Genomic DNA, 14,933 nt, shown 5'->3' with positions numbered 1-14,933 from the left:
AGAACCTAGAACCTAGAACCTAGAACCTAGAACCTAGAACCTAGAACCTAGAACCTAGAACCTAGAACCTAGAACCTAGAACCTAGAACCTAGAACCTAGAACCTAGAACCTAGAACCTAGAACCTAATTTTTGAAAAGAATTTCTATAATGTAGAAATAATCCCGTGTGTAATGCCACCGAAAGGTGGCATTTTTTTGTCTGCAAGAAAGCAGCTTGCGAGCCGGCGAGAGTAAAGTTAGCGAGGGCACGCTAGTCGGAGCTAAGCGCTCTCCTACAGGTTTGTTGGTGTATTTGTCTTGTAGGAACAGGCTTTAGCCGTGATGGTGTTATGGAACTGGCTCTATGTTAAAGCTTTTCGGCGCTAAAGCGCTCTCCTACGGTGGTAGGTGTTATAAGGTTTGAAATCTATGTTAAAGCATTCGGCGCTAATGGCTTAGAAAACAGATAATATATAAATTAGGTATAAGGAATTTTAAAATTTGTAAAGGTGTTCTAAGATATTTTAATTACTAAGAAGGGAAAAGATGGGGCGATTGACGGGGCTTGAACCCGCGACAACCGGAATCACAATCCGGGGCTCTACCAACTGAGCTACAACCGCCACAACACACCTTGTTTGGTGTGGCGCGGATAATACATAAAATAATAAATGTTGTGAAGGGTTAAGGGCAAAAAAAATGAAAAAAAATTAATTTTTTTCATTTTTGCTTATAAAATGGTCATAAAGAGTGTTTTTAAATCATTTTTTTATCTGGTAAGGTAAAACTAAAATTAATACAAAAAGCTTTGTTTAACATTTAAATACATAAATTAATGAAATAATAAATTAAAATCAGATATAATTTAGCCAGCAAACTGCTTAATACTGAATATCAGGAGTGATAATGGATACAATACTTAACTGGATAAACGAAAACTCAGGTTTGATCATTCATTACGGCATCCAAGCTGTAATTGCATTAGTGATCTTTTTATTGGGTGGTCGTGTTGCAAAATTTTGCTCTAACCTAACTGAGAAAGCATTCGCAAAGAAAAAAGTAGACAAGGCTGTTGGTTCATTCGTATCAAGCATTGTTTACGCCATCGTATTTATGGCAACTATCTTAATGGCGCTTTCGCAAATTGGTATTGAAACAACTTCATTCATTGCAATTTTAGGTGCTGCTGGTTTAGCTGTAGGTTTAGCATTGCAAGGCTCACTATCTAACTTCGCATCTGGCGTATTAATTATTTTACTTCGTCCGTTTAAATCAGGTGATTTCATAGAGGCTGGCGGTAAAATGGGTAGTGTTTATAAAATCGAAATTTTCTCGACTGAATTACGCACACCAGATAACAAAGTTATCATCATGCCAAATTCAAAGATCATGTCTGATGCAATCGTTAACTTCTCACGTGAATCAACACGTCGCATCGATTTAGTCATTGGTGTTGGTTATGATGCTGATTTACGCCAAGCAAAACAAGTTCTTAAATCGGTGCTAGACAACGAGCCGCGTATTTTAAAAGATCCTGCATATACAGTCGCAGTGTTAGAATTGGCTGATTCAAGCGTTAACTTTGTAGTACGTCCTTGGGTTAACTCTAGCGATTATTGGCCAACCTATTTTGATCTAATGGAGAACATTAAAATCTCATTAGACGATGCTGATATTACCATCCCATTCCCGCAAATGGATGTTCATTTGCACAAGCAAAACTAATCAACCCAAGTAGCTAAGGTTATTTTTTAATGAAATTAAAGCTTTTATCAATTTTAGTTGCAGCATCTGCTGCAACTAACGCATTCGCTGAAGAAACTAAAACGTGGGACGTTACCAGTGAGTTAGGCGCTATAATCACCAGTGGTAATACTGAAACAACTACGCTTAAAGGTGGTATTAAAGCACTCCACAACCTAGAACACTGGAACAATGAGTATAAAATTGACGGTCTTTATAAAGAAGACGAAGTTGAAAATGCCGCAGGTGTAAAAGAAACCCAACGCACAAATGAAAAGTACTCGCTATCTGCACAAGGTAACTATAAATTAAATGATGACCATGCTCATTTATATATTTATGGTTCATATGTGTCAGATTACTTTGGTGCGTACCGTAATGAGTCGGTAATTTCAGCGGGTTACGGTCAACGTTTATTAGACCGCTCTGATATGTGGTTAAACGCAGAGATTGGTCCGGGTTATAAGTACTTTGAATACCCAGAAGGTAGCGTTGATGATAACGGCATCTCAAATGCTGGTGAAAGTGAAGGTGAAGTTATTGCCTTAGGTAAACTTGACTACAACTGGCAGATATCTGATAACGCAAAGTTTACTCAGTTAGTTGCCGTTGAATATGGTGATACCAATACTAAAACACGTTCTGAAACTGCACTATTAGCTAAGATCAACGGCTCACTACAAATGAAAGTTGCTTACAACATAACCAACAACTCAGATGTTGCTGATGATAAAGAAAGCACTGATACAGAGACCTCATTGACATTGGTTTACAGTTTTTAACAATTCAATCGATTTTAATGACATTTAAGTGTAATAAAGGGACGTAAGTCCCTTTTTTATTTGTAGTGAAATAATGTAGAATAGCCAATCTTTTGGCTGAGAACTAGGGATAGACCTACCTGTGATGTTTTTTAAACGATTTTTAGTAACTTTTTTACTGTTAGCGACTGCAACCGCAAATGCATTTACGCCGAGCGCATCGCAGATTGAGCAATTTAAAAAACTGCCCAAGGCGCAACAAGAAGCGTTAGCAAAACAGTATGGTGTTGACTTATCAACAATCACAGGGAAAGCAGCATCAAGCCAAAGCCAAGATGAAGTGCAAACTATTCAATCCCGCGAAGAAGTCAAAGAGCCAGAATTAACAGACGAAGAACGTTTCAAACCAAAGCAAGATGAAATAAAACCGTTTGGTTATGACTTATTTGCAGGTGAGCCAACTACTTTTATGCCCAGTGAAAATGCGGCAGTGCCAGAAACCTATTTAATTGGTCGTGGCGATCAATTAAAAATTAATTTTTATGGCAAAGAAAGTGAAAGTTACGAAGTCAATGTTGACCGCGAAGGCCGCATAAATATCCCTAATTTAAGCCCTGTAGAAGTTGCAGGCCTGACATTCGGCGAAATAAAAGAACTTATCAAAGCCAAAGTAGAACAAGAAATTATCGGTGTTAAAGCTTTTGTATCGCTAGGGCAATTACGCAGCATGCGTATTTTAGTATTGGGTGAAGCGCATAAGCCAGGTAGTTATAGCGTATCGTCGTTGACCACTGTGTCACATGCATTGTTTATCAGTGGTGGCGTATCTGAAATTGCTTCGTTACGTAATATTCAAGTAAAGCGCGCTGGAAAGGTTGTTGCAAACTTTGACCTCTATGATCTGCTTATTAAAGGTGATAGTCGAAACGACATCATTTTAAAGCCAGGTGATGTGGTATTTATTCCACCTGTAGGTTCACAAGTAGCCGTTGAAGGATTAGTTAAGCGACCAGCTATTTTTGAGTTAAAAAATAATGAAAGTGCGCAAGATCTTCTCAAAATGGCAGGTGGTTTAAAGCCTGAGGCTTATGCACAAAAAGCAATCGTTGAACGCTTTAATAATCACAATGCCAAAGAGATCTTATCAGTAAACTTTAGCGCAAAAGAAGTAGCTTATACCCCTCGTGATGGCGATCGAATTCGCTTTAATCCAGTTAGCCTACAGTATCAAAACTCAATTAGCGTAATTGGCGCAGTAGCCCGCCCTGGTAATTACCAATGGCATCAAGGCAAACATATCTCCGATGTATTTACTTCAGTACGTGGTGATCTGCTACCACAAGCCGATCTTAGTTATGCTTTGTTAGTTCGTGAAATCAACATTTCAGGTGATATTGAAGTACATCAATTTGATATAGCACAAGCGATAGTTAAAACCGCAGGACACGATTTAGAACTGCAAGCCAATGACAAACTGTTAGTTTTTAGCCGTTTTGAAGAAAAAGAAGCCGAAGAATTAGCACTAACTAATATGGCTTTAACCGAAGAGCAACAAGCCCAGCAAGTTAAAGTTCTGCAATGGCATAAATACCAACAGAAAGAATTTGAAAAATATATTGGTGTGCTTGAAGAAGAAGATCCATTTAAAAAGGCGCAAGAAGAAGCCAATTTAACCATCGCTCAACTCGCTAAGCAAAGAAAAGCAGAAGAGGAAACAGAAGAGCTAGCGCCTGAAGATTACTCAGTTTTTAGTCGTTACAACATACTAAAGCCAATCAAAGCAAAATTAAAACAGCAAGCATCAGTTAAACAAGCTATGCAGCTAATTGAAATTAATGGCCATGTTACCTACCCTGGTGTTTACCCGTTAACGGTAGGTGCTGAAGTTAACGAACTTATAGCTGCAGCCGGTGGCCTACTTGAATCAGCCTACATCGAACAAGCTGAAATTACCCGTATCGTTGCTGGTGACTCATCAAAAGTTGAACATATTAAGTTTAACCTACAAAAAGCAATGCTAGGCGATAGTGGCGATAACCGCGTACTACGCAGTAAAGACAGCTTAAATATTTTCTCAATCCCGAATTGGCAAGAAAACGTAAAAGTTGAGCTTAAAGGTGAGGTTAAGTTTCCTGGTGTTTATACCATCCGTCGCGGCGAAACATTAACAAACTTACTAGAACGTGCCGGTGGCTTCTCTGAATTTGCAGAGGAAAATGCTGCTATTTTTACCCGTGAATCAATTCGTAAACAAGAGCAGCAACAATTAGCTAAATTGTCAGAAGAGTTACGTCGCGACATAGCGCAAAAAAGCTTTGAGAACTCAGTAGGCGGCACATCACTCTCTTATGAAGAAATGAATAAGCTACTTATCGATTTAGCGGATGTAGAAGCGGTAGGGCGCTTGGTAATTGATTTGCCACTCATTGTTGAAGACAAGCAAAAGCTTGTATTACAAGATGGCGATACGCTTTATGTACCAAGCAAACGCGACTCAATAAGTGTAATTGGTGAAGTAAACTATGCTACATCACATTTATATAAACCAGGCGTTGCATTTGAAGATTACATCACGCTGAGCGGTGGCTTGAAGGTCCGCGCTGATGAAGAGCGTATTTATATTATCAAAGCAAATGGATCTGTAAAAATCCCAGACTCAGGTAGCTGGTTCGCAGTGAGTGACTCTCAATTACTTGAACCAGGCGACACAATTGTAGTGCCTCTTGACTCTGGCTATATGGATAACCTAACTCTGTGGAGTACCGCCACGCAGATCGTCTATCAACTTGGTGTAGCGGTTGCAGCCATTAGCAGTATTTAATATATGCGTGGTGACCCCACGCACAATAAAATATTGATACTAAATAGCTTGAATTTATGTTCAAGATATAACCACAATTTTGATAGCTGATAGCTGATAGCTGATAGCTGATAGCTGATAGCTGATAGCTGATAGCTGAACTTATGAGATTTAAATGGAAAACAATTCAAACAATCTAAATCAAACAAATGCTCCAGTGGCTAATAATATCGCCGACGACGAAATCGACCTACGCGAACTATTCACAGCTATTTGGCAAGGTAAATGGATTATTATTGCCATAACCGCCTTATTTGCTGTGGCTTCAGTTTTTTACGCCATTAACCAACCTAATATTTATAAGTCTGAGGCGTTACTCGCACCTGCCGAGCAAGACAAAGCCGGTGGCTTAGGCGCATTAGCCGGCCAGTTTGGTGGTTTAGCAAGTTTAGCGGGGGTTAACTTAGGCTCAGGTGGAGGGGTTGATAAAACTCAAATGGCGCTTGAGGTACTAAAATCACGTCAATTTACTCGTGAGTTTATTCAAAAACACAACATTTTGCCAGATTTGATGGCCGTAAAGTCATGGAATCGTGAAACAAATACAATTGTATATAATAAAGATGTTTATAATAAAGTTGAAAATAAATGGCTGCGTGAAGTAAAAGCTCCGTATACGCCAGAGCCCTCAATGCAAGAGGCATATAAAGTGTTTTCGCAACTGGTAACAGCAAATACTGATAAAGAAACCGGTATGGTAAAAATCTCAGTAGAGCATGTATCACCCTATGTAACACAGCAATGGGTAAATTGGATAATACAAGAAATAAACGCCACCATGAGACAGCGTGATGTGATAGAGGCAAACAAAAGCACCCAATTTTTAATGAATCAATTAGAAAATACTAAAATAGCAGACATCCGAACCGTACTTTACAAGTTAGTAGAAGAGCAAGCAAAAACCATTATGTTTGCTAACGTGCGTGACGAATATGTGTTTAAGACTATTGACCCTGCAGTAGTCCCTGAGCAAAAATTTAAGCCCAAAAGGGCATTAATATGCGTACTGGGTGTTTTATTGGGTGGTATATTGAGTACTTTACTCGTTTTATTACGTCACTTTATTAAAAAAAGTTAATGTTGTATTTGGTTTGAGCTTAATTACCTCACCTATGTAAAAATCTAAATTTAAGAGTAGTTTAATGTATATACCATATGAAAAAATTAAAATAGGCGTAATTGGTTTAGGTTACGTGGGGTTGCCACTTGCTGTAGAGTTTGGAAAAAAATACCCTGTTTTAGGTTTTGATATAAACCAAAAACGAGTAGATGAACTAAGCGCTGGGCATGATGCAACGTTAGAAGTTAGTGATACAGAGCTTCAAGATATTAAACAGTTAAAGTTTTCGTGTAATAAGCAAGATTTAGCTGACTGCAATGTTTATATTGTAACGGTGCCAACACCGATTGATGAGAGTAATGCACCAGATTTAACGCCACTACGTAAGGCATCAGAATTGCTAGGTGAATTTGTTAAACAAGGCGACGTGGTCATCTATGAATCTACAGTGTATCCCGGTGCAACCGAAGAAGTGTGTTTACCGATAATTGAAAAGGTATCAGGGCTCGTATTCAATCAAGACTTTTTTGCAGGGTACTCACCAGAGCGTATTAATCCAGGTGATAAAGTTAATACCTTAACAAAAATAATGAAAATCACTTCGGGCTCTACCCCTGAAGTCGGTGAGTTTGTTAATAATTTATATGGTTCAATAATTACTGCAGGCACGCATTTAGCTGGCTCTATAAAAGTGGCAGAAGCGGCAAAAGTGATTGAAAATACTCAACGTGATTTGAATATCGCAATTATCAATGAATTTGCAAAGATATTTAACCGCCTTGGTATTGATACTGAAGAAGTGCTTAATGCGGCTGGTACCAAGTGGAACTTCTTAAAGTTTAAACCAGGTCTAGTTGGCGGGCATTGTATCAGTGTTGACCCTTACTACCTTACTCATAAAGCACAAGAGGTTGGTTACCGTCCTGAGGTTATCTTGGCTGGTCGCCGCATTAATGATGGTATGGGTGAGTATGTTGCAACTCAATTAGTTAAAAAGCTATCAAGTCAGAAAATTCATATCGATGAAGCAAAAGTGCTGGTATTAGGTTTTACCTTTAAAGGCGATTGTCCTGATGTACGTAATACAAAAATCATCGATATCGTAAATGAGCTTAATGATTTTAATATGAGTGTTGATGTATACGATGGCTGGGCAAATCCAGCTGAAGTTGAGCATGAATACGACTTGTCACTAATAGGTTCATTAAAAGAAAACAACTACGATGGTATCGTGCTAGCGGTTGACCATAGTGAATTTAAAGAAATGGGCGTTGAGGCTATCCGCAAGCTAGGTAAAAGCAAGCATGTACTATACGATGTAAAGCATGTATTTGGCCCGAAAGACTCAGATATTAGATTATAAGAAAGGATTTAAGATGAAGAATTTTGCCCTTATCGGTGCCTCAGGTTATATTGCACCGCGCCATTTAAAAGCAATTAAAGAAACTGGTCATAATCTACTTGTGGCAATGGATATCAATGACTCAGTGGGCATTATGGATAGCCACTTTCCTGACGCTGAATTTTTTACTGAATTCGAAGACTTTACCGCGTTTGTTGAAGACTGTGCAATGAAAGGGCAAAAGCTAGATTATATCGCTATTTGTAGTCCTAATTACTTGCATGCACCGCACATGAAGTACGCTTTAAAAAATGGTATCGATGTCATTTGTGAAAAGCCATTAGTGCTACACTCTGAAGACATGGATATCCTAAAAGAGTATGAAGAAAAATACGGCGCAAGCGTAAACTCAATACTGCAACTAAGATTACATCCTTCAATCATTGCCTTAAAAGAAAAAGTGGCCGCAGCACCTGCCGATAAAGTATTTGATGTTGACCTAACGTATATGACATCGCGCGGTAAATGGTACATGAAATCATGGAAAGGCTTTGACCATAAATCAGGCGGTGTTGCGACTAATATCGGTGTGCACTTTTACGATATGCTGCACTTTATTTTTGGCGACCTTAAGCATAATGAAGTTCACTTTAGAGATGAAAAAACTTCTAGTGGCTACCTAGAGTATGAGCGTGCACGTGTTAAGTGGTTCTTGTCTATTGATGCGAATAACCTACCTGAAAATGCAGTTAAGGGTGAAAAACTCACCTACCGCAGTATTACCATTAATGATGGTAATAACACGGAAGAGCTGGAGTTCTCAGGTGGCTTTACTGATTTACATACGCAAAGCTATCAAAATATTTTAGCTGGAAATGGCTTTGGTATTGATGAAAACCGTGTTGCGATTGAAACGGTAGAAAAAATCCGCGAAATGCCATTGGCAGAAGCAGGTAGCAAAGCGCATCCACTTCTTTCAAAGGTACTGTAACGATGAGCTATCATGTGCATGAAAGCGCTATTGTTGATGCCGGCGCAAAAATAGGCAATGACACCCGTGTTTGGCATTTTGTGCACGTGTGTAGTGGTGCGCAAATTGGTGAGAGATGCTCGCTCGGCCAAAATGTATTTATCGGTAATAAAGTCACTATCGGTAATAACGTAAAAATACAAAATAACGTATCAGTTTACGATAATGTACACATTGAAGATGACGTATTTTGTGGGCCTAGCATGGTGTTTACCAATGTATATAACCCACGTTCGTTCATTGAACGAAAAGCTGAATACCGCGATACACTTGTTAAAAAAGGCGCCACGTTAGGCGCTAATTGCACCATTGTATGCGGTGTTACAATCGGTGAGTATTCATTGGTGGGGGCGGGTGCCGTGATTAATAAAAACGTACCAGATTTTGCTCTTATGGTAGGTGTGCCTGCCAAGCAGATTGGTTGGATCAGTAAATATGGCGAGCAGCTTAAACTACCAATTATCGGAACAGGTACTGAAAAGTGTGAGCATACAGGCGATACTTATCAACTATCGGGTTCAACACTGACTTTAATTAACGAGTAATCACTAAATGCAATTTATAGACTTAGCTGCGCAGTACCAGCACTTAAAAACAAAAATAGATAAACGAATTCAAGATGTATTAGACCATGGTAAATATATTATGGGCCCTGAGGTGCAAGAGCTTGAAGAAAAGTTAGCTGAGTACGTAGGTGTAAAGCATGCAATAACGTGTGCTAATGGTACTGATGCCCTAACCCTTACCATGATGGTGCTAAACATTGAAAAAGGTGATGCAGTTTTTTGCCCAACATTTACGTTTTTTGCGACTGCAGAAGTTATTGCTTATGAAGGAGCAACACCAGTATTTGTTGATTCAGACGAGGCTACTTTTAATATTTGCCCTATCGATCTTGAAAAGCGTATACAAGCAACAATTGCTGAAGGCAAGCTAATTCCAAAAGCAATTGTTGCTGTTGATTTATTTGGTTTACCTGCAAATTATCCTGAAATCCAAAAAATAGCAGATAAATACAATTTGAAGCTAGTTGAAGACGCAGCACAAGGATTTGGTGGCAGCATTAATGGTAAACAGGCTGGTAGTTTTGGTGATATAGCCACGACTAGTTTTTTCCCTGCTAAACCTTTAGGCTGTTATGGTGATGGCGGCGCTATCTTTACTAATAATGACGAATATGCAGAGTTAATTAAATCTTATCGTGTGCACGGTAAAGGTAGCGATAAGTATGACAATGTTCGCATTGGTATGAACTCTCGATTAGATACAATTCAAGCTGCAATTTTGCTTGAAAAGTTAGCCGAGTTCCCTACTGAGCTTATTAACCGCAACAAAACAGCTGACAATTACGAAAAAACATTAGCAGGTAAATATAAAACACCTCAAGTACCAAAAGGTTATATTAGCTCCTGGGCACAATATACATTGGTTTCTGATAATCGAGACGCAGAAATGGCAAAGTATAAAGAGCAAGGTATACCAACTATGGTTTATTATGGTACTTGTATGCATCAGCAAACTGCGTTCAATGCTTTAGATTATGCTGAAGGTGACTTTACTGTAGCTGAGAAGTTGGCAAATGGCGTGTTTAGCTTACCAATGAGTGGTTACTTAGATTCGAAAAACGTTATCACGGCTTTATTATAAATATGTATTCGAATCTTACAAAAAGGAAATCTGAATATACGAAAAATATTCTTACTTTGATGACGGGAACAGGAATCGCGCAGCTAATTCCTGTTCTTACCTCTCCCATACTGACGCGGCTATACTCACCTGAAGACTTTGGTTTAATAGCCTTGTATCTTAGTATAGTTTCTATTGTTTCTGTTTTTGCAACGGGTAGGTATGAGCTCGCTATAATGCTGCCAAAAACTAACTCTGAAGTTAGGGCCATAATAAAATTAAGCTGCGTTATTATTTTTGTTGTAAGTTTCACTACATTGTTGATTGTCATGATTTTTAATAATGAGATTGCTGCTATGCTCGGTAATAAAAATATATCAACATGGTTATACTTTATACCTCTATCAGTGGCTTTAACTGGCTTTTATCAACTAGTTAATTATATTTTAATTAGGGATAAGCAATTTAGTAAGTTAGCTAAAAATAAGGTTGTAGTCTCAGCGGTTAATGCTGGGGGCCAGTTAGGAGTAGGTTATTTTTTTAAAACCTCATTCGGTCTGCTACTCGGTAACATATCCGGACAATTAATTTCTATTTTTATAATTATTAAAACTACTAAAATAAAGAGATATTTTAAGGCTACAGTGTATCCGATAAAAGGTGTTGCTTATAAATATAAAAATTTCCCTAAATATGATATTCCTTCAGTGCTAATGAATGTTTTAGCTAATCAAATGCCTTTACTGATTCTAGGTAAGTTCTTTGGTCTAGGGATTTTGGGTCTATACTCGTTCATGTATAAAATATTAATGATGCCTATTAATTTACTCTCAAATACTGTATTGGATGTATTTAAACAAAAAGCATCGGAAGACTTTAATAATAGTGGGGAATGTACAAAAATTTATAATAAAACCTTTCGTAAGCTTCTATTATTGGGGTGTATACCATTTATTATTTTAGGGCTTTATGCTCCAGAGTTATTCGGCTTTGTTTTCGGGAGTAAATGGCAGGCAGCAGGTGACTATGCTCAAATTATGACGCCAATGCTATTTTTGAAATTTATAGTCAATCCGCTTTCTTATACTTTTTATATAGTACAAAAGCAAAATATAGATCTTTTTTTTCAGGTGATGTTATTCATATTAACAGCTTGCTCACTAACTATAGGGGTTCTTTTTGATAATATAAACATAACTTTAATTTGTTTTTCAGGTACAAGTTCACTAATCTATTTAATTTATTTAGGCTTGTCTTATCGTTACTCTAAAGGGATAGCTAATAGTGCTGTATAAAATAAAGCTCTTTTTTATAAAAATATTTTTTTCAAAATTGTATAAAAAAATAATAGAAACTAGGGGGGCACAAACACCTATTACATTCAAAGCTTGGTTTTATCAGAAGTTTTTAGGGTTTAATAAGCAGGCATATTGGCCGACTCACTTTACTTCCATTGTGACAGGGCACAAGAATATTTATGCTGGTATAGATACATGTCCAGGCTATATGCCTGGTTGCTATATACAGGGTATAGGTAAAATATATATTGGTGATTACACTCAAATCTCAGCTAATGTTGGTATTATTACTGCCAACCATGATTTATATGATTCCAGAAAGCATGATGTGAAAAATGTAACCATTGGGAAATACTGTTGGTTAGGTATGAATGTCATGGTGTTGCCAGGCGTTACGCTAGGAAATAATACCATAGTAGGGGCTGGAAGTGTTGTGACTAAGTCTTTCGTAGATGGAAATTGTGTAATTGCAGGTAACCCCGCAAAAATAGTAAAACTATTAGATGAGGATAAATTTATTCATCATAAATGTACTTACGAATATAATGGCTATATAAAAAGTACAGATTTTGAAGCATATCGTCAACAAAACTTAAATATATAGGTATTAGGTATGGTTACTATAGTTGATTATGGAATGGGGAATTTAGGTTCGGTTAAAAATATGTTAAAAAAAATCGGCTGTCCATGTAAGGTTTCTGTAACAAAGAATGATATTATTCAAGCCGAAAAATTAATTTTACCTGGTGTTGGCAGTTTTGATAATGCTGTAAATAATCTCAAAAAGTTGGGATATTTTGATTTAATTAAAGAAAAAGTTCTAGTTGAAAATACCCCTATATTAGGAGTGTGTCTTGGAATGCAACTTCTTACTAAAGGAAGTGATGAAGGAGTAGAAGCTGGTTTTGGATTTATTGATGCGTATGCACATAAATTTATTTTTGAACCGTCGTCTAAGTTAAAGTCACCTCATATGGGATGGAATTTTGCCAAGATAAATAAAACAAGCTCATTATTTGATTCAATGTATGAACAGGAAAATAGATTTTATTTTGTACATTCATTTGCTGTAGAGTGCGAAGATGAAGCTGACATTCTGACAACAACAAATCATGGTGGCAGTTTTGTATCTGCTTTTGAAAAAGGCAATATAATTGGTGCTCAATTCCATCCCGAGAAAAGCCATAAGTTTGGCATGGCTTTTTTAAAAAATTTTATGAGTTTAAATAAATAAGTATGTTGCAAACTAGAGTTATCCCGGTATTACTGGTCCATGATAAAGGGTTATACAAAACGACAAAATTTAAAAAACCTAAATATGTCGGTGATCCTATTAACGCAATTAAAATATTCAATGAAAAAGAAGTTGATGAACTAATTTTATTGGATATTGATGCGAGTAAAAAATCACGTGAACCTGATTATAAGATGATAGAAAAGGTAGCGAGTGAGTGCTTTATGCCATTATGTTATGGGGGGGGAATTAACAACTTAGCTCAGATTAGAAGGATATTCTCATTAGGTGTTGAAAAAGTGTCGCTTAATTACATTGCATTATCTAGAAATAGCTTAATAGAAGAAGCTGCGGCCACTTTTGGTAGTCAGAGTATTGTTGGTTCAGTAAATATAAAAAAAAACTTATTTGGTAAATATAAATTATATGACCATGTCTCAAAGAAAACTTTAGACAAACCTATAATAAAATATTTAAGAGAGCTGGTTGATAAAGGTGTTGGGGAAATCTTTATTAATGATGTTGATAATGATGGCATGATGGAAGGCTTTAACGTTGAGCTTATCAAAGAAGTTACTGCTGGTTTACCAGTCCCAACAATTTGTTGTGGTGGAGCCGGCACCTTAAAACATTGCCATGATGTTATTACACATACTAATGTCTCAGCAGTCTCAGCTGGAAGTATGTTTGTTTTTCATGGCAAGCATAGAGCTGTTTTGATTACTTATCCAGAACGAAATGAATTAGATTTACTCTTCAAAGGTTTAAAATGAAATCACAAGAAATATGTAGCAAGTGTATTTTAGATACAACTGTAAGTGATATTGAATTCGACTCGCAAGGTGTTTGTAATTACTGCCATGCATATGACAGGATAATTAAAACAATCCCTATTGGACAGGAGGCAACTGATAAGCTAGATAAAATTGTTGCTAAAATTAAAAAAGATGGTGTAGGTAATGACTATGATTGTATTATTGGCCTTAGTGGAGGTGTCGATAGCAGCTATCTTGCTTATCAGGTTGTTTCTTTAGGGCTAAGACCATTAGTCGTTCATGTCGATACTGGTTGGAACTCTGACATAGCTGTGCAGAATATTGAAAACGTGGTGAAAATTCTAAAACTTGATTTGTTTACAGTTGTGATTGATTGGGAAGAAATGAGAGACTTACAACTAGCATTTTTTAAAGCGTCGGTACCTGATTGTGATATCCCTCAAGATCATGTATTTCCTGCAATATTGAATAAAATAGCTGCAGAACATGGGATCAAACATAGTATAAGTGGTCACAATATTGTCACAGAATATGTGCTACCTAAAAATTGGTCATACGATAGTAACGACTTAGAGCATATTAAAGATATACATAAACAGTTTGGAATGAAAACACTAGTTAAATATCCAATGCTCAGTTTATTTAAGCGTACTATCTATTATAAATTTATTAAGCCGGTTGAATCACATCGCTTCCTTTATTACATTCCTTACAATAAAGATGAGATAAAATCTTTTATTATTGATAATCTGGGATGGAAAGACTACGGAGGCAAACATTTTGAATCTAGATTTACAAAATTTTTTCAAGCCTATTTCCTACCAACAAAATTTGGTTTTGATAAAAGAAAGGCACACTTATCTAATTTAATTATGTCAAATCAAATGTCTAGAGAAGACGCGATAAATGAGTTAACTAAGTCGCAATATAATGCAAGTAACCTTGAAGAAGATCTAGATTATATTATTTCAAAGCTTGATATTAGTAGGGATGAGTGGTCAGAAATTATGGCGTTACCTATAAAGCAACATAATTCTTATAAATCTGATTATAATCTTACATGGTTCAAGTATTATAAAAAAGTAACGTTATTAATAAAAGGTTTACTAGGGAGATGAGGGCTCTATACAATTTGACTTGCTTAATAGTCGCTAAATATTTTGTTTTTTTAACCCATATTACAGGTTTCTATAATACTAGTGTCTTTCTTTCGAGACTTTCAT

General features: G+C 36.8%; 13 protein-coding genes and 1 tRNA gene. 13 read left to right on the top strand and 1 reads right to left on the bottom strand.

From position 1 onward, the window contains the following. Positions 1-527: 527 nt before the first annotated feature. Positions 528-603: transfer RNA gene (locus tag A7968_RS22475), tRNA-His, on the bottom strand. Positions 604-886: 283 nt separating this feature from the next. Here A7968_RS22475 and A7968_RS22470 point away from each other — a divergent pair. The 13 genes from A7968_RS22470 to A7968_RS22410 all read left to right on the top strand — a co-directional run bounded on the left by A7968_RS22470 (position 887) and on the right by A7968_RS22410 (position 14,828). After that, positions 887-1,705 (top strand): mechanosensitive ion channel family protein, encoded by an 819-nt coding sequence (locus A7968_RS22470; RefSeq protein WP_064668735.1) that lies wholly within the window; start codon positions 887-889, stop codon positions 1,703-1,705. 29 nt (positions 1,706-1,734) lie between these two features. After that, the gene (locus A7968_RS22465; RefSeq protein ID WP_064668734.1) at positions 1,735-2,505 is read left to right on the top strand and encodes a DUF481 domain-containing protein; all 771 of its coding nucleotides are present in this window, start codon (positions 1,735-1,737) and stop codon (positions 2,503-2,505) included. 124 nt (positions 2,506-2,629) lie between these two features. Then, entirely contained in the window at positions 2,630-5,305 is a 2,676-nt protein-coding gene (locus A7968_RS22460) for an SLBB domain-containing protein (RefSeq protein ID WP_064668733.1), read from the top strand. A gap of 154 nt (positions 5,306-5,459) precedes the next feature. Then, complete coding sequence (locus tag A7968_RS22455) at positions 5,460-6,422, top strand: Wzz/FepE/Etk N-terminal domain-containing protein (protein ID WP_064668732.1); 963 nt, start codon at positions 5,460-5,462, stop codon at positions 6,420-6,422. Positions 6,423-6,486: 64 nt separating this feature from the next. Then, positions 6,487-7,767: a Vi polysaccharide biosynthesis UDP-N-acetylglucosamine C-6 dehydrogenase TviB gene (gene tviB, locus A7968_RS22450; protein WP_064668731.1), complete on the top strand. Its 1,281-nt coding sequence runs from the start codon at positions 6,487-6,489 to the stop codon at positions 7,765-7,767. Positions 7,768-7,780: 13 nt separating this feature from the next. Continuing rightward, a complete protein-coding gene (locus A7968_RS22445; protein ID WP_064668730.1) occupies positions 7,781-8,737 on the top strand; it encodes a Gfo/Idh/MocA family oxidoreductase in 957 nt (318 codons plus the stop codon). A gap of 2 nt (positions 8,738-8,739) precedes the next feature. Further along, complete coding sequence (locus A7968_RS22440) at positions 8,740-9,321, top strand: acyltransferase (protein WP_064668729.1); 582 nt, start codon at positions 8,740-8,742, stop codon at positions 9,319-9,321. Positions 9,322-9,328: 7 nt separating this feature from the next. Continuing rightward, on the top strand, positions 9,329-10,423 hold the full coding sequence (locus tag A7968_RS22435; RefSeq protein WP_064668728.1) for a DegT/DnrJ/EryC1/StrS family aminotransferase: 1,095 nt from the start codon (positions 9,329-9,331) through the stop codon (positions 10,421-10,423). Positions 10,424-10,425: 2 nt separating this feature from the next. Beyond that, positions 10,426-11,697 carry a lipopolysaccharide biosynthesis protein gene (locus tag A7968_RS22430; RefSeq protein ID WP_064668727.1) on the top strand — a complete coding sequence of 424 codons (1,272 nt, stop codon included), beginning with the start codon at positions 10,426-10,428 and terminating at the stop codon, positions 11,695-11,697. After that, positions 11,687-12,304 carry an acyltransferase gene (locus tag A7968_RS23740; protein WP_064668726.1) on the top strand — a complete coding sequence of 206 codons (618 nt, stop codon included), beginning with the start codon at positions 11,687-11,689 and terminating at the stop codon, positions 12,302-12,304. The genes A7968_RS22430 and A7968_RS23740 overlap by 11 nt, the downstream gene beginning before the upstream one ends. Positions 12,305-12,313: 9 nt before the next feature. After that, on the top strand, positions 12,314-12,934 hold the full coding sequence (gene hisH / locus A7968_RS22420) for an imidazole glycerol phosphate synthase subunit HisH (protein ID WP_064668725.1): 621 nt from the start codon (positions 12,314-12,316) through the stop codon (positions 12,932-12,934). 2 nt (positions 12,935-12,936) lie between these two features. Further along, complete coding sequence (locus tag A7968_RS22415) at positions 12,937-13,707, top strand: AglZ/HisF2 family acetamidino modification protein (RefSeq protein WP_064668724.1); 771 nt, start codon at positions 12,937-12,939, stop codon at positions 13,705-13,707. After that, positions 13,704-14,828, top strand: coding sequence for an N-acetyl sugar amidotransferase (locus tag A7968_RS22410; protein WP_064668723.1), 1,125 nt, complete (start codon positions 13,704-13,706; stop codon positions 14,826-14,828). Before A7968_RS22415 ends, A7968_RS22410 begins: the two co-directional genes overlap by 4 nt. The last annotated feature ends 105 nt before the right edge of the window (positions 14,829-14,933 follow it).

Source organism: Pseudoalteromonas prydzensis (assembly GCF_001661495.1).
GTDB classification, from domain to species: Bacteria; Pseudomonadota; Gammaproteobacteria; order Enterobacterales; family Alteromonadaceae; genus Pseudoalteromonas; species Pseudoalteromonas prydzensis.
The sequence above is the reverse complement of the archived record's forward strand: the minus strand, read 5'-3'. Positions and strand labels throughout refer to the sequence as shown.